This window comes from Aeromonas sp. PI_26 (assembly GCF_027854445.1).
Classification (GTDB): Bacteria; Pseudomonadota; Gammaproteobacteria; order Enterobacterales; family Aeromonadaceae; genus Aeromonas; species Aeromonas veronii.
This window is the reverse complement of the sequence record NZ_JAJNOE010000026.1, coordinates 1-21,429: the sequence shown is the minus strand read 5'-3', so window position 1 is coordinate 21,429 and position 21,429 is coordinate 1. Positions and strand designations below refer to the sequence as shown.

20 protein-coding genes and 1 riboswitch are annotated in these 21,429 nt (G+C 59.5%); of the genes, 8 read left to right on the top strand and 12 right to left on the bottom strand.

Annotation, left to right across the window (positions count from 1 at the left end):
* Window positions 1-55: 55 nt before the first annotated feature.
* From LRL22_RS19650 to LRL22_RS19620, 7 genes are all read right to left on the bottom strand, one after another.
* Complete coding sequence (locus LRL22_RS19650) at window positions 56-682, bottom strand: LysE family translocator (protein ID WP_236283348.1); 627 nt, start codon at window positions 680-682, stop codon at window positions 56-58.
* 104 nt (window positions 683-786) lie between these two features.
* Complete coding sequence (gene ilvN, locus LRL22_RS19645; protein ID WP_005311605.1) at window positions 787-1,281, bottom strand: acetolactate synthase small subunit; 495 nt, start codon at window positions 1,279-1,281, stop codon at window positions 787-789.
* Window positions 1,281-2,999, bottom strand: a complete 1,719-nt coding sequence (locus tag LRL22_RS19640; RefSeq protein ID WP_043823044.1) for an acetolactate synthase 3 large subunit — start codon at window positions 2,997-2,999, stop codon at window positions 1,281-1,283. Before LRL22_RS19640 ends, ilvN begins: the two co-directional genes overlap by 1 nt.
* A gap of 390 nt (window positions 3,000-3,389) precedes the next feature.
* Window positions 3,390-3,542, bottom strand: coding sequence for a hypothetical protein (locus LRL22_RS19635; protein WP_005341188.1), 153 nt, complete (start codon window positions 3,540-3,542; stop codon window positions 3,390-3,392).
* A gap of 37 nt (window positions 3,543-3,579) precedes the next feature.
* Window positions 3,580-4,689: an MJ1255/VC2487 family glycosyltransferase gene (locus tag LRL22_RS19630; protein ID WP_204484112.1), complete on the bottom strand. Its 1,110-nt coding sequence runs from the start codon at window positions 4,687-4,689 to the stop codon at window positions 3,580-3,582.
* The gene (locus tag LRL22_RS19625; protein WP_005339149.1) at window positions 4,686-5,189 is read right to left on the bottom strand and encodes a phosphatase PAP2 family protein; all 504 of its coding nucleotides are present in this window, start codon (window positions 5,187-5,189) and stop codon (window positions 4,686-4,688) included. The genes LRL22_RS19630 and LRL22_RS19625 overlap by 4 nt, the downstream gene beginning before the upstream one ends.
* A gap of 126 nt (window positions 5,190-5,315) precedes the next feature.
* The gene (locus LRL22_RS19620) at window positions 5,316-5,936 is read right to left on the bottom strand and encodes a TetR/AcrR family transcriptional regulator (RefSeq protein ID WP_005349170.1); all 621 of its coding nucleotides are present in this window, start codon (window positions 5,934-5,936) and stop codon (window positions 5,316-5,318) included.
* Window positions 5,937-6,344: 408 nt separating this feature from the next.
* Between LRL22_RS19620 and leuA the strand changes: the two genes are divergently transcribed.
* From leuA to LRL22_RS19595, 5 genes are all read left to right on the top strand, one after another.
* Window positions 6,345-7,907 (top strand): 2-isopropylmalate synthase, encoded by a 1,563-nt coding sequence (gene leuA / locus LRL22_RS19615; RefSeq protein ID WP_058057212.1) that lies wholly within the window; start codon window positions 6,345-6,347, stop codon window positions 7,905-7,907.
* Between the two features lie 56 nt (window positions 7,908-7,963).
* On the top strand, window positions 7,964-9,049 hold the full coding sequence (gene leuB, locus LRL22_RS19610) for a 3-isopropylmalate dehydrogenase (protein ID WP_236767606.1): 1,086 nt from the start codon (window positions 7,964-7,966) through the stop codon (window positions 9,047-9,049).
* Window positions 9,050-9,082: 33 nt separating this feature from the next.
* Window positions 9,083-10,480, top strand: coding sequence for a 3-isopropylmalate dehydratase large subunit (gene leuC, locus LRL22_RS19605; protein ID WP_270906168.1), 1,398 nt, complete (start codon window positions 9,083-9,085; stop codon window positions 10,478-10,480).
* 12 nt (window positions 10,481-10,492) lie between these two features.
* Entirely contained in the window at window positions 10,493-11,092 is a 600-nt protein-coding gene (leuD, locus tag LRL22_RS19600) for a 3-isopropylmalate dehydratase small subunit (protein ID WP_270906167.1), read from the top strand.
* A 117-nt stretch (window positions 11,093-11,209) separates the two neighbouring features.
* The gene (locus tag LRL22_RS19595; RefSeq protein WP_270906183.1) at window positions 11,210-12,139 is read left to right on the top strand and encodes a transglutaminase domain-containing protein; all 930 of its coding nucleotides are present in this window, start codon (window positions 11,210-11,212) and stop codon (window positions 12,137-12,139) included.
* A 30-nt stretch (window positions 12,140-12,169) separates the two neighbouring features.
* Here LRL22_RS19595 and LRL22_RS19590 read toward each other — a convergent pair whose 3' ends face one another.
* Window positions 12,170-12,460 (bottom strand): PilZ domain-containing protein, encoded by a 291-nt coding sequence (locus LRL22_RS19590; RefSeq protein ID WP_005339160.1) that lies wholly within the window; start codon window positions 12,458-12,460, stop codon window positions 12,170-12,172.
* 89 nt (window positions 12,461-12,549) lie between these two features.
* Window positions 12,550-12,640: riboswitch (TPP riboswitch) on the top strand.
* 60 nt (window positions 12,641-12,700) lie between these two features.
* On the opposite strand from LRL22_RS19590, the gene thiB reads away from it, so the two are divergent.
* From thiB to thiQ, 3 genes are read left to right on the top strand one after another with little or no spacing between them, the layout of a single operon-like run.
* Window positions 12,701-13,681, top strand: a complete 981-nt coding sequence (gene thiB / locus LRL22_RS19585) for a thiamine ABC transporter substrate binding subunit (protein ID WP_236324084.1) — start codon at window positions 12,701-12,703, stop codon at window positions 13,679-13,681.
* On the top strand, window positions 13,678-15,297 hold the full coding sequence (gene thiP, locus LRL22_RS19580; RefSeq protein ID WP_270906182.1) for a thiamine/thiamine pyrophosphate ABC transporter permease: 1,620 nt from the start codon (window positions 13,678-13,680) through the stop codon (window positions 15,295-15,297). The genes thiB and thiP overlap by 4 nt, the downstream gene beginning before the upstream one ends.
* Window positions 15,284-15,979, top strand: coding sequence for a thiamine ABC transporter ATP-binding protein (thiQ, locus tag LRL22_RS19575; protein WP_270906166.1), 696 nt, complete (start codon window positions 15,284-15,286; stop codon window positions 15,977-15,979). Before thiP ends, thiQ begins: the two co-directional genes overlap by 14 nt.
* An 80-nt stretch (window positions 15,980-16,059) precedes the next feature.
* On the opposite strand, the gene LRL22_RS19570 is transcribed toward thiQ, so the two are convergent.
* The 4 genes from LRL22_RS19570 to LRL22_RS19555 form a co-directional block, all read right to left on the bottom strand.
* Window positions 16,060-17,430 carry a PhoH family protein gene (locus tag LRL22_RS19570; protein ID WP_270906165.1) on the bottom strand — a complete coding sequence of 457 codons (1,371 nt, stop codon included), beginning with the start codon at window positions 17,428-17,430 and terminating at the stop codon, window positions 16,060-16,062.
* Between the two features lie 220 nt (window positions 17,431-17,650).
* Complete coding sequence (locus LRL22_RS19565; RefSeq protein WP_021231985.1) at window positions 17,651-18,334, bottom strand: TSCPD domain-containing protein; 684 nt, start codon at window positions 18,332-18,334, stop codon at window positions 17,651-17,653.
* A gap of 10 nt (window positions 18,335-18,344) precedes the next feature.
* Window positions 18,345-20,492, bottom strand: a complete 2,148-nt coding sequence (locus LRL22_RS19560; RefSeq protein ID WP_202003505.1) for an adenosylcobalamin-dependent ribonucleoside-diphosphate reductase — start codon at window positions 20,490-20,492, stop codon at window positions 18,345-18,347.
* A 211-nt stretch (window positions 20,493-20,703) separates the two neighbouring features.
* Window positions 20,704-21,156: a pullulanase gene (locus LRL22_RS19555; protein WP_270906164.1), complete on the bottom strand. Its 453-nt coding sequence runs from the start codon at window positions 21,154-21,156 to the stop codon at window positions 20,704-20,706.
* Window positions 21,157-21,429 lie beyond the last annotated feature (273 nt).

Genomic DNA, 21,429 nt, shown 5'->3' with positions numbered 1-21,429 from the left:
CGACCATACCACAGCGCGGCGCACGATAATCTGCCCCAGGTCAGAAAGCGGCGAGCTAGTCGCTGGCGAGCTTGATCCCGAGTCCGACAAACAGGGTGCCGATGCCCCGGTTGAGCCAGCGACCGAGACGCTGCGACAACCGAACCTTGTGGCTGGCATAGACGGTGGTAAAGACCAGCAGGTGACACCAGATGATGCCGCCCAGATTGAAAATGCAACCGAGCAGGATAAAGGCGAGCGCCTTGTCGGGGGCATCCGGTGCGATGAACTGGGGCACGAAGGCGAGAAAAAAGAGCGCCACCTTGGGGTTGAGCACATTGGTCAGCACTCCCTGCCGGTAAATCTGGCCATAGGATAGGGCAGGCAAGGTGATCCCTCTCTCCATTGCACCCGTTGCCTGCTGGCGCAGCAAGGAAAACCCCAGATAGATGAGGTAGATGGCGCCAGCCAGCTTGATAAGGGCAAACAGCTCGGCCGACGCGCTGAGCAGGGCCGACAGACCTAGGGCCGCCGCCAGCACATGCACCATGACACCGGTGCCGATGCCCAACGTCGCGACCGAACCGGCACGCCACCCTTGCGAGCCACTGCGCAGCATGACCAGCAGGGAGTCGGGTCCCGGCATGATATTGAGCAGCAACCCCGAGACCATAAACAGTGCAAGATCATGAATACCGAACATCCCCGCTCCCCTCGTAAAGAAAAACCAAACAAAAAGGGCTCCGCAGAGCCCTCTTTTCTTTCACTCTGTGGCAGCTGACGCATCATCAGCTGTCCCGCCAGCCATCAGGGCCGCAGCGCCTTGTCCGCCCGCGAGATGCCGCAGACGCCGGAGCGCACCACTTCGATGATCTCGTTGGTCTGGGCGGCAGTCTTGATAAAGGCATCCAGCTTCTCGCTGGTGCCCACCAGCTGTACCGTGTACTGCTCGGGGGTGACATCGACGATCTGGCCACGGAAGATATCCGCCAGCCGTTTCAGCTCGTCACGGGCTCCACCGGCGGCGCGCGCCTTGACCAGCGCGATCTCCCGCTCGATATGCTCCCCTTCGCTCAGGTCGCACACCTTGAGCACATCCACCAGCTTGTGCAGCTGCTTCTGGATCTGCTCCAGCACCCGCTCGTCACCCATGGTGACTATGGTCATGCGCGACAGGGTGGGATCCTCGGTCGGCGCCACCGTCAGGGTCTCGATGTTGTAGCCGCGCTGGGAGAAGAGACCCACCACGCGGCTCAGGGCGCCGGATTCGTTCTCCAGCAGTACTGAAATGATGTGTCTCATCAGGTTCTCTCCGTCTTGCTCAGCCACATCTCATCCATGGCGCCAAACTTGATCTGCATCGGATAGACGTGCTCATCCGGGTCGACCGAGATATCCATGAACACCAGCCGATCCTTCATGGCGAAGGCTTTCTCCATGGCGCTCTCCAGCTCGGCCGGATCGCTCACCGCGATACCGACGTGGCCGTAGGCTTCCGCCAGTTTGACGAAGTCCGGCAGGGACTCCATGTAGGAGTGGCTGTGACGACCGCCGTAGAACATCTTCTGCCACTGCTTGACCATGCCCAGCGCACGGTTGTTGATGGAGATGATCTTGATGGGCACCCCGTACTGCATGCAGGTAGAGAGCTCCTGAATGTTCATCTGCACCGAGCCGTCGCCGGTGACGCAGCAGACCACCGCATCCGGGTTGGCAAACTGGGCCCCCATGGCTGCCGGAATACCGAAGCCCATGGTGCCGAGGCCCCCCGAGTTGATCCACTGGCGCGGTTTGGCAAACGGGTAGTAGAGGGCCGCAAACATCTGGTGCTGGCCCACGTCGGAGGCAACAAACGCCTGACCCTGAGTCACCTTGTAGAGGGTCTCGATCACCTGTTGCGGCTTGATCTGGGTAGCCGACTTTTCGTAGGCCAGACAGTGACGAGAGCGCCACTGGTTGATCTGGCTCCACCAGTCCGCCAGCGCCTCCTTGTCGTTATCGAAGCCACACTCGCGGATCACTTCCAACATCTGCTCCAGCACGGTTTCCACCGAGCCGACGATGGGCACATGGGCCTGCACCGTCTTGGAGATGGAGGTGGGGTCGATATCGATATGAACCACGGTCGCATTGGGGCAGAACTTGGCCACGTTGTTGGTGACGCGGTCATCGAAGCGGGCTCCCACGGCGAAGATGAGATCCGCGTTGTGCATGGTCTTGTTGGCTTCGAAGGTGCCGTGCATCCCCAGCATGCCGATAAATTGCGGATGGACACCGGAGAAAGCCCCCAGCCCCATCAGGGTGGTAGTCACCGGCAGATTCAGCAGCTCCGCCAGCTTGGTCACCAGATGGTCCGCATTGGCGTTGATGGCGCCGCCGCCCACGTACATCACTGGGCGCTGGGCATCCACCAGCAGCTTGGCTGCCCGCTTGATCTGCCCTTTATGGCCAGACTTGGTCGGGTTGTAGGAGCGCAGGGAGACCGTCTCGGGATACTGGTAGGGGAATTTTTCTTTCGGGTTCTGCACATCTTTGGGCAGATCCACCACCACCGGCCCCGGGCGGCCGCTGGCGGCAATGTAGTAGGCCTTCTTGATGGCCTCGGGAATATCGCTCGCCTTCTTGCACAGGAAGCTGTGCTTCACCACTGGGCGGGAGATACCGATCATGTCGGTCTCCTGGAACGCATCCTCACCGATCATGCTGGTCGGCACCTGGCCGGAGAGGATCACCAGCGGAATGGAATCCATATAGGCAGTGGCAATACCGGTAATGCAGTTGGTCGCTCCCGGGCCTGACGTTACCAGCACAGTCCCCACCTTGCCGGTGGAACGGGCGTAACCGTCAGCCATGTGAACCGCGGCTTGCTCGTGCCGCACCAAGACATGCTCCATCTTGCCGTTTTCGAAGAGAGCGTCATAGATGTCGAGCACTGAGCCACCAGGGTAGCCGAAGACGTGCTCAACTCCCTGATCTTCCAGCGCTCTAACCACCATCTGGGCGCCTGATAACATCTCCATGATAAAGCCCTCCAGGCTTTGCTCCGTTTAGCGAATCCCGCCGACGATGCTGTGCTTCCCGGCACGGCCCGATCCGTTTCTTGTTGTTATCTGAATGCAGATCGGCCCAATTCAGCCCCGTCGACAGTAGAAAAAAAGGATTTTTCCGTCATTCACCCGAAAATAGGGTGAAAAACCAACTTAACCCGCTTCATAACGCTTGTCCACGGCTTTATCTGACCAGAACAGTCATACATTTCAACCGGCTATTAACATTCAATGACTTGCCGTAGCGACCATGAGACAAAAGGGAAGGAAGTCGGGGAATGGCCAGCGGATCATTCCGCAGAGGGGAAAAACAGCCACAAAAAAGCCCACCGCTCAGCGATGGGCTTGATGCCGAATGATGACTCAGTTGTCCTGATCCGGCTCCGCCAACCAGATCTGCTGATCCGGATCGGTCTCTTCACTGACCGAAATGCTGACACCCATATCGAGCAACTCGTGCAGGGTGAGATTGTCAGCCAGGTTCATGACTTCGCCGTTTTCATTGGTAAAGCGCATTTGCTCCGTCCTCTCCTTGGTGGGATCGCCTTTCAGTCTAGTCAACAACGCTCACTTGCGATAACCAGCAACTGGATAAACAGTCGCCCCCATCCAGCTCGCTCAGGCGATCACTCACCTCCTCCGGAAACAGGGTGCGCGCCCAGAGCCGCCGCGACAGAGAGGCCACGCTCTCGTCAGCGCCCGCCGCCAGCCAGCGGGCCAGCTCCCCCGCTACATCGGGGTAGCAAACCGCCCCCGGCGAGGCGCTGTCGAGCCAGGTACGCACCAGATTGGCATCGAGCATATCCATCAGAGTTGCCAGCCCCATCATCTCGAGGGTCTTGCCATTGGTCAGCTGTTCGAACTGGCCGCCGAGGGGTTTGACCAGCAGTTTCTTGCCGAGGGTGAGCGCCTCGGAAGCCAGCTCGAAACCTGCGTTGGAGATGACGCCGCGACAACCGGCCAGCACGGCGATAAACCCGTGTCGCGACGGCGGCTCGAAGCGCAGATTGCGCCATTGGCTAGGGGTGCGAATGGCGGGGTGAAAGCAGACGAAGCGCTGCTGACCAAAGCGCGACAACAGGGCGGCGATCGCCTCGGTCTGCTCGAACGGCAGATAGACCAGGATCTCGCCGTTATCCGGCGCAGCGGTGATGGGGTCGATCACCGGCGGCAGCAAAGGGTGACCGAAGTGAAACCAGTGCAGCCCGAGCGGCTGATCCACCGGGGCAAAGTGGCGCATCAGCTGGCGACTGACCCCATCCTCCCCCCAGCGCGGGATGGGCCAGTTGAAGCTGGCCTGATGGCTGACGGTGAGGCTCGGCTTGCCATAGCGGCGAGCGGCGTGGGCGGTCAACGGCTCAAAATCGCTCACCACCAGATCGTATTCGCTGCAATCGAGAGACCGCAGATCCCGCCAAAAGGTGAGCGGCGAGGCGGCTTGCAGGGTGCGCCACGGAGAAACGCGCCCCTCGTGACTGACAAAAGTGAGGCCGGGAAAGGCGCGGTAGGCGCCAAACTCTTCCATGTCGAAGTAGCGGTCGGCGGGGCGGCCGCTAAAGAGATAATCCACCTCGACCCCTGCCGTGCGCAGCGCCCGCGCCAGGGTGCGACTGCGACTGATATGGCCGTTGCCGGTGCCTTGCACCCCGAACAGTATCCTCATGAGTGGCTCCAGCCGAGCGCCAGCACGGCGCAACCGCCACCCAGCAGGGCACCGGCTACCAGATCACTCAGGTAGTGCACCCCGAGCAGCAACCGGGATGCTCCCACCAGCGCCGCCCAGCCAAACAGCAGGGGCGCCCAGAGCGGAAAGCCGGTGGCCAGTATGGTGGCCATCAGAAAAGCGGCGGCGGTGTGGCCGGAGGGGAGGCTGTAACGATCGGAAGGAGTGATAAAGACCGGCAAGCCGACCGGCCGTTGCCGTTTCAGGCTGTTTTTCAGCAGCAGATAGAGGGGCAGTTCGATGGCGAAGGCAAGCAGCGCCAGTCGCACCAGTTCCCGCTCTGCTTCCCCCTGCCACCAGAGCAGGGCGGCCAGCACGGCGTAAAGCGGGCCATCACCGGTACGGGAAATGAGACGACTCACCCTCGCCTGCTGCCGGTTGTAGCCGTGAAGCAGGCAGACCCGGCACACCTGCAGGTCCCATTGCTGGATCTTGTTCATATCCCCTCCTTCCCTGAATTCTGCTTGCAGAGTAAGAAAGCGGGATGACGTTACGTTGAACAAGGGATAACAGATTTATGAAAAAAGGGCCGAATGGCCCTTTTTAATCTCGATGTGGCGGCAAAATCAGTGGCTGCCGCGCAGACCGGTCTCCATCAGACGGCAGTTGTGGTCCGCCAGACGGGCCATGAAGTGCTCATCCACTTTCAGGCCAAACACCTGCTCGTAGAGATCTTTCATCACGAACGGCTGCCACATCATGCTGAGGAAGGAGATCTTCAGCATGTCGGGATCCAGGTTGTCACCCAGCTCGCCGTTAGACTTCATGGTTTCCAGCAGGGCATCGAACTGCGGCAGCTGACGTTCCAGCAGGCGGTTCAGCACAAAATCCCGGCCCGGGCTTTTCTCGGTCGACAATGCGCTGGAGATAGCGGAGGTCAGCTCGCTGTTGGGCGCCATCACCTGATAGTAGGTATTGAGCAGCTCGTTGAGGCTGTGATTGCTGTGTTCATCTTGCCAGGCATGGTCGAGGGGCTCGGCCACATCGCCCAGCACCGCTTTGTAAAGACCCTCTTTACTGCCGAAGTAGTAGTGGATCATTGCCAGATTGGAGCCAGCCAGCTCCGCGATTTCGCGTGTAGTTACCTTGCTATAGGGAGTATTGAGAAAACGCTCGCGGGCGGCAGCAAGCAACTTGTCACGAATGTCAGAACGTCCGACCGGACGACCAGGTCTACGTTTTTCCATTTAACACCTCAGATAATTCAGCCAATGCTGATAAGTCGATCTGGTTGTGCAGAGAATAGAGCACAGCAGGAATGACCAGATAATCGGTCATGGGCCGAATATGGGACAAGGAAATTTGCAATCCTTTACAATCCGATTAAATACGTCAGCAGATTGCCCCTGACCTTCCGTGTTGACACAGCATAAAAATCTCGATATTGGTAAAAGCGTTATCGACTGGAAGGAATAACAACGTCATGCGTATCGCCACCCCGCTACTACTAATCTCCCTAATCGCGTTAACTCGCGCGGGATCCTTGTAGCCGGGCTAAGGCATAGCCGGAATTTACAAAAACCCGTGCACCCTGCACGGGTTTTTTTATGCCTCCGCAGGATGCACGTTACCGAACTTAGGAAGAGGGAAGTCACATGTCAGATCGGGTCATCATATTCGACACCACCTTGCGTGATGGTGAGCAGGCCCTGGCGGCCAGTTTGACAGTCAAGGAGAAGCTGCAGATCGCCCAGGCACTGGAGCGGCTCGGTGTCGACGTCATGGAGGTGGGCTTCCCGGTCTCTTCTCCCGGCGATTTTCAATCGGTGCAGACCATCGCCCGCCACATCAAAAACAGCCGGGTCTGCGCCCTCGCCCGCGCCCTGCCCAAGGATATCGACGCCGCCGGCGAAGCCTTGCGGGTCGCCGAAGCGTTTCGCATCCACACCTTTATCTCCACCTCCTCCATCCATGTGGAGAGCAAGCTGAAAAAGAGCTTCGAAGACGTGCTGGAGATGGGGGTCGGCGCCATCAAGCACGCGCTGCGCTACACCGATGATGTGGAGTTCTCCTGCGAGGATGCAGGCCGCACCCCCATCGATAACCTCTGCCGCATGGTGGAGGCCGCCATCAAGGCTGGCGCCCGCACCATCAATATCCCGGATACCGTGGGCTATACGGTACCGACCGAGTTCTCCGGCATCATCCACACCCTGTTCAACCGGGTGCCCAACATCGACAAGGCCATCATCTCGGTCCACTGCCACGACGATCTGGGGCTCTCGGTGGCTAACTCCATCGGCGCGGTGCAGATGGGAGCCCGCCAGATCGAGTGCACCATCAACGGCATCGGCGAACGGGCGGGCAACTGCTCGCTGGAAGAGGTGGCGATGATCCTCAAAACCCGCGCCGACCTGCTCGGGGTACAAACCAATATCCGCCACAGCGAAATTCATCGCACCAGCACGCTGGTCAGCCAGCTCTGCAACATGCCGGTGCAACCCAACAAGGCGATCGTCGGGGCCAACGCTTTCTCCCACAGCTCCGGCATCCATCAGGATGGGGTGCTCAAGGCGAAAAATACCTACGAAATCATCACTCCCGAGAGCATTGGCCTGACCCAGAACAACCTCAACATGACCTCCCGCTCCGGCCGTCACGTCATCAAGCACCGGATGGAGTCCATGGGGTATGCCGAGAGCAGCTACGACCTCGACCACCTCTACGGCAAGTTCCTGACCCTGGCCGACAAGAAGGGGCAGGTGTTCGACTACGACCTCGAAGCGCTGGCCTTCTTCAGCCAGATCCACGAAGAGCCGGAACACTTCAAGCTGGAGTATCTTGGGGTCCAGAGCGGCAGCTCGGTACTGGCCACCGCCTCGGTCAAATTGAAAGTGGGGCAGGATCTGATCTGCGAAGCGGCTACCGGCAATGGCCCGGTGGATGCGGTCTACCAGTGCATCAACCGCATCACCGGCTATGAGATCCGCATCGACAAATATGCCCTCAAGAGCAAGGGCGAAGGGGAAGATGCCCTCGGTCAGGTCGATATCGTCGCCGAGTACAAGGGGCGCAAATTCCACGGCATGGGGCTGGCCACCGACATCATCGAATCCTCGGCCCACGCCCTGCTCCATGTGATCAACAGCATCTGGCGCGCCGATCAGGTGGCCGAGCAGATGGAACGCAATAACAGCATCAAATCAGAAACCGTCTGAGCCGAACTCGATACCAAACAGACGGCATGGAATGACAATATCAGGATGGAGAGTGTATGAGCAGTTATCGGATCGCAGTATTGCCGGGTGACGGCATTGGCCCTGAAGTGATGGCCGAGGCAATCAAGGTGCTGGAGAAGGTGCAGGCCCGGTTCGGCCTCGCCTTCGAGTATGATCACCACGACGTGGGCGGCATCGCTATCGACAACCACGGCACCCCGCTGCCGCAAAGCACCATCGCGGGTTGTGAAGCGGCCGATGCCGTGCTGTTTGGCTCGGTGGGCGGCCCGAAATGGGAACATCTGCCCCCTAACGATCAGCCTGAGCGTGGCGCACTGCTGCCCCTGCGCGCCCACTTCAAGCTGTTCTGCAACCTGCGTCCGGCCCGTATCTATACCGGTCTGGAACAGTTCTCCCCGCTGCGCGCCGATATCTCCGATCGCGGTTTTGACATCGCCTGCGTGCGCGAGCTGACCGGTGGCATCTACTTCGGCCAGCCCAAGGGGCGTGAGGGAGAAGGGGCGAACGAGAAGGCATTCGACACCGAGGTGTACCATCGCTTCGAGATTGAGCGCATCGCCAAGATTGCCTTTGAGTCGGCTCGCGTGCGCCGTGGCAAAGTCACCTCCATCGACAAGGCCAACGTGCTCGCCTCTTCCATTCTGTGGCGCGAGGTGGTGACGCAAGTCGCCAAGTCCTATCCGGACGTAACCCTCAACCATATGTATATCGACAACGCCACCATGCAACTCATCAAGGATCCGTCCCAGTTCGATGTGCTGCTCTGCTCCAACCTGTTTGGTGACATCCTCTCCGACGAGTGCGCCATGATCACCGGCTCCATGGGACTGCTCCCCTCAGCCAGCCTCAACGAATCGGGTTTCGGCCTGTTCGAACCGGCCGGTGGTTCGGCCCCGGATATCGCCGGCAAAGGGATTGCCAACCCCATCGCCCAGATCCTCTCCGCCGCCCTGATGCTGCGCTACAGCCTGGGCCAGGAAGCCGCAGCTCAAGCCATCGAGCAGGCCGTGGCCCAGACCCTGGCCGAGGGTTACTTCACCGCCGACCTGCATCAGGCCAGCGCCCGCCATCCGGTGCAGAGCACGTCCGAGATGGGTAGCCAGATCGCCGCCCGGATCTGAGCCGCATAACAGAGAACAAGGAAGAGAGAAGCAATGGCCAAGACCCTCTATCAGAAAGTATTCGACGCCCACGTGGTACGGGAAGTGGAAGGGGAGACCCCCCTCATCTACATCGACCGCCATCTGGTGCATGAAGTGACCAGCCCGCAGGCATTCGACGGCCTGCGCGCCATGAATCGCCAGCTGCGCCGCCCGGACCTGACCTGGGCCACCATGGATCACAACGTCTCCACCACCACCAAGGACATCGCCGCCTCCGGCGAGATGGCCCGCATCCAGATGGAGACGCTGGCCGACAACTGCAAGGAGTTCGGGGTTCGCCTCTACGATCTCAACCACAAATATCAGGGGATCGTCCATGTGATGGGCCCCGAGCTCGGCATTACCCTGCCCGGCACCACCATCGTCTGCGGTGACTCCCACACCGCCACCCACGGCGCCTTCGGCTCGCTGGCATTCGGCATCGGCACCTCCGAAGTGGAGCATGTGATGGCGACCCAGACCCTGAAACAGGGCCGCGCCAAGACCATGCGGATTTCGGTCAACGGCAAGCTGGCCGAGGGGATCAGCGCCAAGGACGTGGTGCTGGCCATTATCGGCAAGGTCGGCCACGCCGGTGGTACCGGCTACGTGGTGGAGTTCGCTGGCGAGGCCATTGCGAGCCTCTCTATGGAAGGGCGAATGACGGTGTGCAATATGGCCATCGAACTGGGCGCCAAGGCGGGAATGATCGCCCCCGACCAGACCACCATCGACTACATCCGTGGCAAGGAGTTTGCCCCCAAGGGCGAGGCGCTGGAGCAGGCCATCGCCTACTGGCAGAGCCTCAAGAGCGATGAAGGTGCCCGTTTCGATGCCGAAATGGTGCTGGACGCCGCTGATATCGCCCCGCAGGTCACCTGGGGGACCAATCCGGGTCAGGTGATTGCCGTCAATGAGCCGATTCCGGCACCGGAATCCTTTACCGATCTGATGGAGCAGCAGTCCGCCCGCAAGGCGCTCGCCTACATGGATTTGCAGCCAGGCCAGAAGCTCTCCGACGTTGCCATCGACAAGGTGTTTATCGGGTCGTGCACCAACAGCCGCATTGAGGATCTGCGCGCTGCCGCCGCCATCGCGCGCGGTCGCAAGGTAGCCGCTGGCGTGCAGGCGCTGGTGGTGCCGGGCTCCGAGCAGGTGAAGGCGCAGGCCGAAGCCGAGGGGCTGGACAAGATCTTCATCGAGGCCGGTTTTGAGTGGCGCCTGCCCGGCTGCTCCATGTGTCTGGCCATGAACAACGACCGGCTGCAACCGGGAGAGCGCTGCGCCTCCACCAGCAACCGCAACTTCGAAGGGCGTCAGGGCCGCGCCGGCCGCACCCATCTGGTGAGCCCGGCCATGGCCGCCGCTGCCGCCGTCACCGGCCGCTTCGCCGACATTCGCGCACTGTAAGAGGACATTTAGATGACAGGATTCAAACAGCATAAAGGGATCGTCGTCCCCCTCGACAGCGCCAACGTCGACACCGACGCCATCATTCCCAAGCAGTTTTTGCAGAAGGTAAACCGCATCGGTTTTGGCAAGCACCTGTTCCACGACTGGCGCTTCCTCGACGATGCCGGCCAGCAGCCCAACCCCGAGTTCGTGCTCAACCAGCCGCAATTCGCCGGTGCCAGCATTCTGCTGGCCCGCGAGAACTTCGGCTGCGGGTCTAGTCGCGAGCACGCCCCCTGGGCGCTGGCCGACTACGGCTTCAAGACCATCATAGCCCCGAGCTTTGCCGACATTTTCTACGGCAACGCCATCAATAATGGCATGGTGCCGGTGCGTCTGAAGGAGGAGGAGGTCGATGCCCTGTTCCAGCTGGTGGCCGCCCAGCCGGGCATCGAGATCGAGGTGGATCTGGAAGCGAATCAGGTGCACGCAGCTAGCCTCAGCTTCGGTTTCGAGATCGATGAATTCCGCCGTTACTGTCTGCTCAACGGCTTGGATGCCATCGGTCTGACCCTGCAGCACGAGGCCGCCATCAGCGCTTTTGAGGCGAAGCAGCCGAGCTGGATTTAACGCGCCAGTTGCAAAAAAACGAGTAGAATCAACAGGGAGCTTCGGCTCCCTGTTTTACTGTCCGCTACGCTTCCCACTTTGGGCCACCGGAACTGGCCCGTGCCACAGGAAAGGATGATGAAGAGACCGACGGCAATTCCTCTGCTCTGTGCCCTGCTGCTTGCCCTGCCTGCGGGGGCCAGCCAAACCAGCTTCAACAACAGCCTCGGCCAGATCAGCGTTGGCTGGCAGGATAGCGAAGGTAAACCCCAACAGCTCACCTACCGGCTCGAACAGGGCAAGTTGCCGCCTCTTATCGCCTATCGCCCGGCGAGAATGCAGGAGGAGGTATTGCAGGTATTGCTGCGGGAGGTGCGCCAGAACTACCCCGAGGTGCAGTTCACCCTCGCCCGTCCCTCGCTGGAGCTGCATCTGAAAAGCCGCAATCAGGACAAGGCGCGCGAGGCGATGGCCTTTCTGCAGTCCAAGCGGAGCAAAGAGGAGCAGGCGTGGCTGACCAAACACTACTTCCAGTACTTCAATACCCCCGACGGGCAGCTGGCGGTGAAGCAGGATCATGTGCGCATCGCGCTGGAGAGTCGCAGCGGGCTGGCTCCGCTGGCGGATCAACTCAAGCAGCAGGGCAGCACCGAAACGGAAGCGCGCCAGAAGACCGTGGCCCATATGCTCACCTTTATCCAGAGCATCCCCTATCAGCAGCTCGACAGCCTGAACGGCAGGCAGGGCAAGGGATTTCTATCTCCCCGTCAGGTGCTGGAGCAGAACCGGGGTGATTGCGACAGCAAGGTAACCCTGATGGCCGCCATGCTGGCCCAGCTCTTTCCCGAGCTGAAACAGGCCATGGTGTTCGTCCCCGGCCATGCCCTGCTTGCCGTTGATCTGCCCGCCAAGCCGGGGGATGTGACCCTCAACTGGCAGGGGCAGAACTACCTGCTGCTCGAACCTACCGGTCCCGCCACCTTGCCTGCAGGCCAAATAGCATCGACCAGCAAAACGCTGGTCGATAGCAAGCAGTTGAGTGTGCAGCTGGTTCAGGAAAAAGGCTAATCCCCTCCCTCTGCCGATGGGGAGAGAGGATTAACCCTGAGGCAGAAACTCCACCGCCAGCAACAACCCGCTCTCCTCCTCCAGCACCCGGATAATACGGGCATGGGCTTCAAAGGGAGGTAACAGGTTGTTGTTGGTGGCAAGACTGATCCGGATGGGTTGATTGATGTCGAGCTGGTGTTCAGAGACCGCAATCCCCATGCCGTTGGCACTGAGATCCCGGCAGATCCCCTCCAGCACCAGTTGCTGCTGATAGACGGTGACCGGAGCATTGATGACCATGCGCGCAAAAGCACGCCTTTCCTTGGTATTGGTAAGCACGCGAACATCCTCTGTTGGGTGGGCGTCATCTCATGGGTATTGCACAATTGTGCTGGTCTACCCAAAAGAACGTTAATACAATGCGGTTCGTTTCTCAAACGGGGTGCGGTTTACCGCTGAGATTATACCCGTGTACCTGATCCAGATAATGCTGGCGGAGGAATTTGAGGCATGGCGCTCATTTTTTGCGCCCTCACCCGCTGGCACCTCGTTATTAACAAGTAATAGGGAGTGCCACCCATGAAGACCCTGCTGCTGGTCACCACCGGCCTGCTGTCGGCCAATGTGTTCGCCGCCGACACCCTCACCGTCTACACCTACAGCTCCTTCACTGCCGAGTGGGGTCCGGGGCCCAAGATCAAACAGGCCTTCGAGAAAGCGTGCGACTGCACCCTCAATCTGGTTCCCCTCGAAGATGGGGTAGCCATCCTCAACCGGCTGCGGCTGGAGGGCAACCACAGCAAGGCTGATCTGGTACTGGGGCTCGACGATGCCCTCATCAGTGAAGCCAAGCAGAGCGGCCTGTTCGCCCCCCATCCCGCCAAGCTCGACGGCATCAAGGTGCCGGGTGGCTGGCAGGATGATACCTTCGTCCCCTACGACTACGGCTACTTCGCCTTTGTTTATGACAAGGACAAACTCAAGCAACCACCCAAGAGCCTGAAAGAGCTGGTGGAGCGGCCCGATCTCAAGGTGATCTATCAGGATCCCCGCACCTCCACCCCGGGGCAGGGGCTGATGCTGTGGATGAAGTCTGTCTACGGCGACAAGGCGCCTGCCGCCTGGGCCGAGCTTGCCAAAAAGACGGTCACCGTCACCAAGGGGTGGTCAGAAGCTTATGGCATGTTCCTCGATGGCGAAGCGGACATGGTGCTCTCCTACACCACCTCTCCGGCCTATCACCTGATTGCCGAGAACAAGCCCCAGTATCAGGCTGCCGCCTTCGAGGAGGGTCACTACCGTCAAGTAGAAGTGGCCGCCAAGCTGAAGAGCGCCAAACAGGAGAAGCTGGCTGACCAGTTCCTGCAATTTATGGTGAGCCCCGCCTTCCAGCAGGAAATCCCGACCGGCAACTGGATGTATCCGGTTATCGACACGCCGCTGCCCAAGGGCTTCGAGCAGATGATCACCGTAGCCAAGCCGCTCGCCTTCAGCAGCGATGAGGTGGCCGCCAATCGCAAAGGGTGGATCCGCGAGTGGCTGCAAGCCGTCACCCAGTGAACCGTTATCTGAAACTAGAGGCTCGTCCCCTCTGGTGGTTGCCGGGCAGTGCAGCCACCCTGTTGATCCTGTTGCTGTCCCTCGGGCCGCTCGCGGCCCTGCTGTGGCAGGCCGGTTCGCTGGCCCCCCGCACCCTGCTCGCAGATCCTTATCTGCGCCATGTGCTGGGGTTCAGTCTGGGGCAGGCACTGCTCTCCACCCTGCTCAGTCTCGGGCTGGCCATTCCGGTGGCCCGCGCGCTGGCGCGGCGCCGTTTCATTGGCCGAACCCTGCTGATCAAGCTATTTGGTCTCTCGCTGGTACTACCTGTCATCATCGCCATCTTCGGTATCGTGGCTGTCCACGGCAAACAGGGATGGCTGCCGCAGCTGCTGCGCACCTTGGGGCTGGATCCCGGCAACTACCTCTACGGTCTGTTCGGTATCCTGCTGGCCCACGTCTTCTTCAATATGCCGCTGGCGGCACGCCTGATGTTGCAGAGCATAGAGAGCATCCCCGAATCGAGCTGGCGCCTTGCCAGCCAGCTCGGCATGCGCTCATCCCATATCTTCCTGCTGCTGGAATGGCCGCTGATCCGCGGCATATTGCCGGGGCTGGCCAGCCTCATCTTTATGCTCTGCTTCACCAGCTTCACTACCGTGCTGGCGCTGGGGGGCGGGCCGAAATCCACCACGCTGGAGGTGGCCGTCTATCAGGCGCTGCGCTTTGACTTCGATCTCGCCACCGCGGGCGGATTGGCGCTGGTGCAGCTGATCCTGACCGCCGCCCTGCTCGCCCTGCAGCACAAGCTGCAGAGTACCCCGGCCAGCAGGGTGACTCCCCGTCGCCCCTGTCTGCGGCCGGACCGTCATCAGCCGGGCACGGCCGTGGTGGATCTGCTCTCGCTCTGTATCGGCCTCGCCATCTTTCTGCCACCGCTGCTGGCCATCGTCGTCGCTGGCCTCCACCCCGGTCTGCTGACGGCGCTCACTTCCGCCAAACTGTGGCAGGCGAGCGGCCAGTCGCTGCTGATTGCGCTGGCGGCAGGCACCCTGGCGACCCTGCTCGGCAGCGGCCTGCTGCTCACCAGCCGTCACCTCAAGGTGCGCACCCGCCAGCGGCGAGCTGCCGCCCTGTGGGAGGCCAGCGGTTCGGTGATCCTGATGATCCCTGCGGTGGTGCTCTCTACCGGTCTCTTTATCCTGTTTATGCCCTTTGCCGACGTGTTCGCCCTCGGCCCCTGGCTGGTGGTACTGGTCAACGCCCTGATGGCGCTGCCCTATGTGATGCGCACCCTCTCAGCCCCCATGCAGCTGGTGGTGCGCCAATACGACCGGCTGGCGGACAGCCTGGGGGTACGTGGCCTGCATCGCCTGCGACTGGTGGAGTGGCCGCTGCTGCGCCGCCCGCTGGCACTGGCGATGGCGCTGTCGATGATCCTCTCGCTGGGGGATCTCGGCGCCATCGCCATGTTTGGCAGTCAGGAGCTCACCACCCTGCCCTGGCTGCTCTACCAACAGCTTGGCAGCTATCGATTGACCGAGGCGGCCGCCACCGCTCTGCTGCTGCTGACACTCTGTTTCTCCCTGTTCTGGCTGGTGGAACGGGGGCTTGGAGGAAAACATGCTGAACATTGATACGCTGGTGACCAGCTACCCCGACTGGCGCGTCAGCTTCAGCGCGACCCTGCCCAAGGGGGAGATCACCGCGCTGATAGGCCCAAGCGGCGCGGGCAAGTCGACCCTGCTCGGGATGATCGCCGGCTTCGTGCCGGTGGAGTCAGGCAGCCTCAGCTTCGATGGCGAAGATCTGCTGCCGCTGGGCCCGGCCGAGCGACCAGTCACCACCCTGTTTCAGGATCACAACCTGTTCCTCCATCTGTCGGTGTTCGACAATATCGCCATCGGCTTGCACCCGGGTCTGCGCCTGAGTGCCGCCCAGCGGGCACAGGTGATCGATGCAGCCGCACGGGTTGGTCTTGGCGAGATGTTAAGCCGCCTGCCGGAGCAGCTCTCCGGCGGCCAGCAGCAGCGAGTCGGGCTGGCTCGCGCGTTGGTGCGCGACAAACCGCTGCTGCTGCTGGATGAGCCCTTCTCTGCCCTCGATCCCGCCCTACGCCGGGAGATGCTAGCCGAAGTGGCGCGCCTCGCCTGCGAACAGGGCATCACCGTGCTGATGGTTTCCCACAATCCGGAAGATGCCCAGCTTATCGCCGACCAGGTGCTGTTTGTCGACGAGGGGCGCATCGCCCTGCAAGGCAAGCCGGATATTCTGCAAAACAGTGACCACCCGGGGCTACTGCGCTATCTTGGCCAATAGCCCTTGGGAATAAAGACTGCGCCATGATCAAAAAGGGAGGCCGCTTGGCCTCCCTTTGTATCTGGAAATATTCATCTAAATCAGAGATTTTCCTCGGCGAACGAGGCCAGCCGGCTGCGCACCACACCATTGAGGAAGATGTTGGCACTGCCGTCAAAATCCTTGAAACGCTCGACGATGTAGGTGAGCCCCGAGGTCACCGGGCTCAGATAGTTGGAGTCGATCTGGGCCAGGTTACCGGAGCAGACGATCTTGGTGCCCTCGCCGCAGCGGGTGATGATGGTCTTGATCTGGGACGCGGTCAGGTTCTGGCACTCATCCAGCAGTACGAAGGTGTTCTGGATGCTGCGCCCGCGCATGAAGTTGACCGATTTGAACTGGATATTGGCCTTCTCCATGATGTAGCTGAGCGAGCCGCTCATGTTCTCGTCCTGCTTGTGCAGCACCTCCAGGGTGTCGGTCACCGCCGCCAGCCAGGGCATCATCTTCTCCTCTTCGGTGCCGGGCAGGAAGCCGATGCTTTCGGCAATTTCCGGGGTATTCCGGGTGACGATCACCTTCTCGTAAATGCCCTTCTCAATCACCAGCTCCAAGGCCGCCGCCATTGCCAGTAAGGTTTTGCCGCAACCCGCCGGGCCGGTCAGGATCACCAGATCGATGTGCGGATCGAGCAGTGCATCCAGCGCCATCCCCTGATAGACATTCTTGGGATGTACACCCCACGCCTTGCGGGACATCAGCCGCTCGCGGCCCAGATCCTTGATGCGGATCTTGCTGCCATCGTGGCTGAGCACCCGGGCGGCGAAGAAATTCTCTTCATCCACCAGATACTGGTTTACGTGAACCCCTTCCAGCAGATTGGCATCGATCACATGGATGGTGTCGCGGCCATGGGTCTCGCTCTCGCACTCGCCAACCCGCTCCCAAAAGCTGCCGGGCACCACCTGAAAGCCTTTGGCCAGCAGGCGGATATCGTCGATCAGCTGGTCGCTGCGATAATCCTCGACGTGGGCAAGACCGGCCCCTTTGGCTTTGAGGCGCATGTTGATGTCTTTGGTGACCAGCACCACCTGACGCTTCAACTCATGCTTTTGCAGATAGAGGGCCGCGTTGATGATGCGGTTGTCGGCCTCCTTGTCGGTAAACACCTCGGCATCCTGCGGCAGATGGTGATCGCTGAAGATGCAGATATTGCCGCTCGCTTCGCCAGCCAGCGGCACGCCCTGGGTGATCTGATCCGGGGTTGCATCGCGGAACACATCTTCCAGCGCACGAATGGCCACCCGCGCGTCGCGGCTGACATCCTTGTTGCGATCCTTGATGTTATCGAGCTCTTCCAGCACCGTCATGGGGATGAGCACGTCGTGCTCTTTGAAGGAGTAGATAGCGAGGGGGTCGTGAAGCAGAACGTTGGTATCCAGGATAAACAGCTTTCGGTCCGTATTGTCCATAAGCATCCTCCTTGGCACTGAAGGGCCACGTGTGTGAATCTCAGATGTCATTGAAACCACACGGCCGTGACAGTTTTATTACCCTCAACGCTACGCCCGATTTTACTATCGCGCAACAAATCACTTGGCCGCCTGATTTGATTGCGCATAAAAACAGCAATACAAAGACCGGCACTGTGGCCGGTCTTTTTTCTATCGTTCAACTACTTGGGCATGTTTTTCAGCCGCACTTGGAGTCGCCACAGTTGAGGCAGGTCATGCAACCATCCTTCAGCACCAGCGCCTTGGTGTGGCACTTGTAGCAGAGCGCGGCATTGGCCGGGAAACCACTGCTCGCCTGCTGCTCTTCAGCCTCCTGAGCGGCTTTCAACTCGGCCTGCTTCTCGGCCAGAAACGCCTGCTGATGCTCGTCCAGTCCCGGCGCCTTGAGCATGCCGATCTCGGTGAGATGGCTCTCGATCACGTTGCCAATTTCGGCGATCAGCGATGGCACATACTTGCCCTTGTTCCAGTAGCCGCCCTTGGGATCAAACACCGAGCGCAGCTCCTCCACCAGGAAGGTGACATCCCCCCCCTTGCGGAATACGGCGGAAATAATGCGGGTCAGCGCCACGATCCACTGGTAGTGCTCCAGGCTCTTGGAGTTGATGAAGATCTCGAACGGACGGCGGGTTTCGTGCACCGTGCCCTCGTTGAGAATGATGTCGTTGATGGTGATGAACAGCGAGTGCTCGGAGACATGCTCCGGCGTCTTCAACTTGTAGGTGGTTCCCATCAGCCGCTCCGGGCGCAGCACGGTTTCGTGCATGTGCACCACGTCATCCTGCGCAGAGAGATCTTCTTGCGGCTCATCCTTGGTACGCACCTTGTAGGCGACGATTTTCTTGTCGATCTTCTTGACCATAATGTCGTTCTCAGAATTTACCGTAATAGCCTTCTTTCAAGGCATCGTAGAGGTTGGCGGCCGTATGCAGCTCGCCATCGTATTCGATCTCTTCGTTCCCCTTGACGGAGATGACGGAGCCATCCTCCAGGGTGAAATCGTACAGGGTGTTCTCCAGATCCTTCTCCTTCACCAGCACGCCCTGGAAGGCCTCCGGATTGAAGCGGAAGGTGGTGCAGCCCTTGAGGCCGGAGTCCGAGGCATACATGTAGATGTCCTTGAACTGCTCGAACGGGAAATCGGTTGGCACGTTGGCAGTCTTGGAGATGGAGGAGTCAATCCAGCGCTGGGCCGCAGCCTGAATGTCCACATGTTGTGCCGGGGTGATGTCATCAGCAGTAATGAAGTAGTCCGGCAGACGACTCGCCTCATCATCGGCATAGGGCATGGCGGCCGGATTCACCAGCTCGCGATAGGCCAGCAGCTCGAAGGAGTAGACATCCACGCTCTCCTTGCTCTTCTTGCCCGGCTTGATGACGTTGCGGCTGTAGTGGTGGGCAAAGCTCGGCTCGATGCCGTTGCTGGCGTTGTTGGCCAGTGACAGCGAGATGGTGCCGGTCGGCGCAATACTGCTGTGGTGAGTGAAACGCCCACCCACTTCCGCCAGCTCGGCGACCAGCGCAGGATCCACTTCGGCAACCTGCTGCATATAGCGGCTATAACGCGCATGCAGCACCTTGCCCTTCACCTTGTCACCCACCTTGATGCCATCAGCCGCCATTTCCGGGCGCAGACGCAGCATCTTGCCGGTCACTTCAAACTCCTGCTCCATGATGGGGGCAGAGCCTTTCTCCTTGGCCAGACGCAGGGACTCCTGCCAGCCGGTCATCGCCAGCTCCTGGGATACCTGCTCGGTAAAGGCGACGGATGCCGCAGAGCCATATTTGATCTGCAGCATGGTGAGGGTTGAACCAAGACCCAGGAAACCCATGCCGTGACGGCGCTTGGCTGTGATCTCCTCGCGCTGTTTGGCCAGTGGCAGTTGGTTGATCTCTACCACGTTGTCGAGCATGCGAGTAAAGATGGCCACCACCTTGCGAAACGCCTGCCAATCGAATGCCGCGTTTTCAGTAAAAGGGTCGCGCACAAACTTGGTCAGATTGACCGAGCCCAGCAGACAGGCACCGTAGGGCGGCAACGGCTGCTCACCACAGGGGTTGGTCGCGCGGATCTCTTCACAGAACCAGTTGTTGTTCATCTGGTTGACCTTGTCGATCAGGATGAAGCCGGGCTCTGCATAGTCATAGGTGGAGGTCATGATGACATTCCACAGCTTGCGGGCTGGCATGGTCTTGTAGACCTTACAAGCGACCTGCCCCAACTCGTTGAATACAACCCCTTCCTTGTTGGGCCAGTCAGCCCATAGCACCTGAGCGGGATCGTCCAGCGCAATGCCATCCTGCTCCACCTCTTTAGCGGTATAGGGGAAGATCAGCGACCAGGGGGCATCCTCTTTCACCGCCTTGACGAAATCTTCGGTGATGAGCAGAGAGAGGTTGAACTGACGCAGGCGGCCATCTTCACGCTTGGCCTGAATAAACTCGATCACATCGGGATGGCGGATATCCATGGTGCCCATCTGGGCACCGCGACGGCCACCGGCTGACGAGACGGTGAAACACATCTTGTCATAGATATCCATAAAGGAGAGCGGGCCGGAAGTGTAGGCACCGGCACCGGAGACAAAGGCACCGCGCGGGCGCAGAGTCGAGAAGTCATAGCCGATACCACAACCAGCTTTCAGGGTCAGGCCAGCCTCGTGCACCTTGCCTAGGATATCGTCCATCGAATCTTCGATGGTGCCGGAAACAGTACAGTTGATAGTTGAAGTGGCAGGCTTGTGCTCAAACGCCCCGGCGTTGGAGGTGATCCGGCCCGCCGGAATGGCCCCATTGCGCAGCGCCCACAGGAACGGCTCATACCAGGCCTCAGGCTCCAGCTCCTGCTCTGCCAACGCACGGGCTACCCGCTGGTAGGTCTCATCGATAGAGCTGTCGATGGGAGTGCCATCCTTGCTCTTGAGGCGATACTTGCTATCCCAGATCTCGAGGGACGTTTCCTGCATGGGGATAAGACGGGAGCCAAGCTCACTCTCCAGCACCGGGTTCGATTTAGCCATTTTCAATCAACCTTATGTGAATGCATCGACATCATGACAACAGCAGAAAACACAACCAATGGTGCCATCTAAAATTAATGGCACAACATATAGTACACCTGATGCCATGAGGGCGCCGATTCTAACCTAAAAAAATGCCCCGGCCAGCAGATTTCTGGGCCGAGGCACTTAACTGATTAATTTACTGAGAGATTTAACACTCAGAGATAGATCAGGGCTTCTTGACGTATACCGTCGGTGTTTCACCCGCCATATTCAGATAGAACTCGTAGACGCCATCGGCATCCGGTGAGAACTTCATGTCCTCATACTTGGAACAGGGGTTGACCGGCACAGCCTCACCACCCAGTACGGCAACACCATCACTCGGGCTCTTGTAGCCAAAGTTGGTGCCACAGCTCCAGCCTGAATCAGCAAACTTGAACTTGTAGGGGGCCCACTCTTTCTTGAGAGTGCCTTTGGCCATATAGAGCTTGTCAGCCACCTTGACTACCTTGCTTTCATCAGTCGCCATCCAGTCGTTCATCTCCCCGCGCAGGTAGATGGACTTGCCACCGAAGTCGCTGTTGTCTGCCCCAACCTGCTCTGCACCACCATTGGATGCGCAACCGCCTAATACCAGGGTTCCCGCCGCCAGCATCATCGTTACTGTTCTCTTGAACATGAGTCTATTCCTTAAATTATTGTGATTCCTTGGTCCATCCATGTGGACTGAAGAATTAAACCAGAGCAGGCATAACAAGAAAGGTAGAGGCATCACATTCTGTGTTTTTTATATCAAACACATTGAACCAGTGAGCAAATACCGAACAGAAAAGAACTCCTTTGGAGCTATAGAGGGGAGTTCATTGAATGACAAGAAGGGAAAAGCTTAATAATCTGGCGACATGCTGAATAGCAGCCAATAAAAAACCCCGCTCGATGAGCGGGGTTCTTA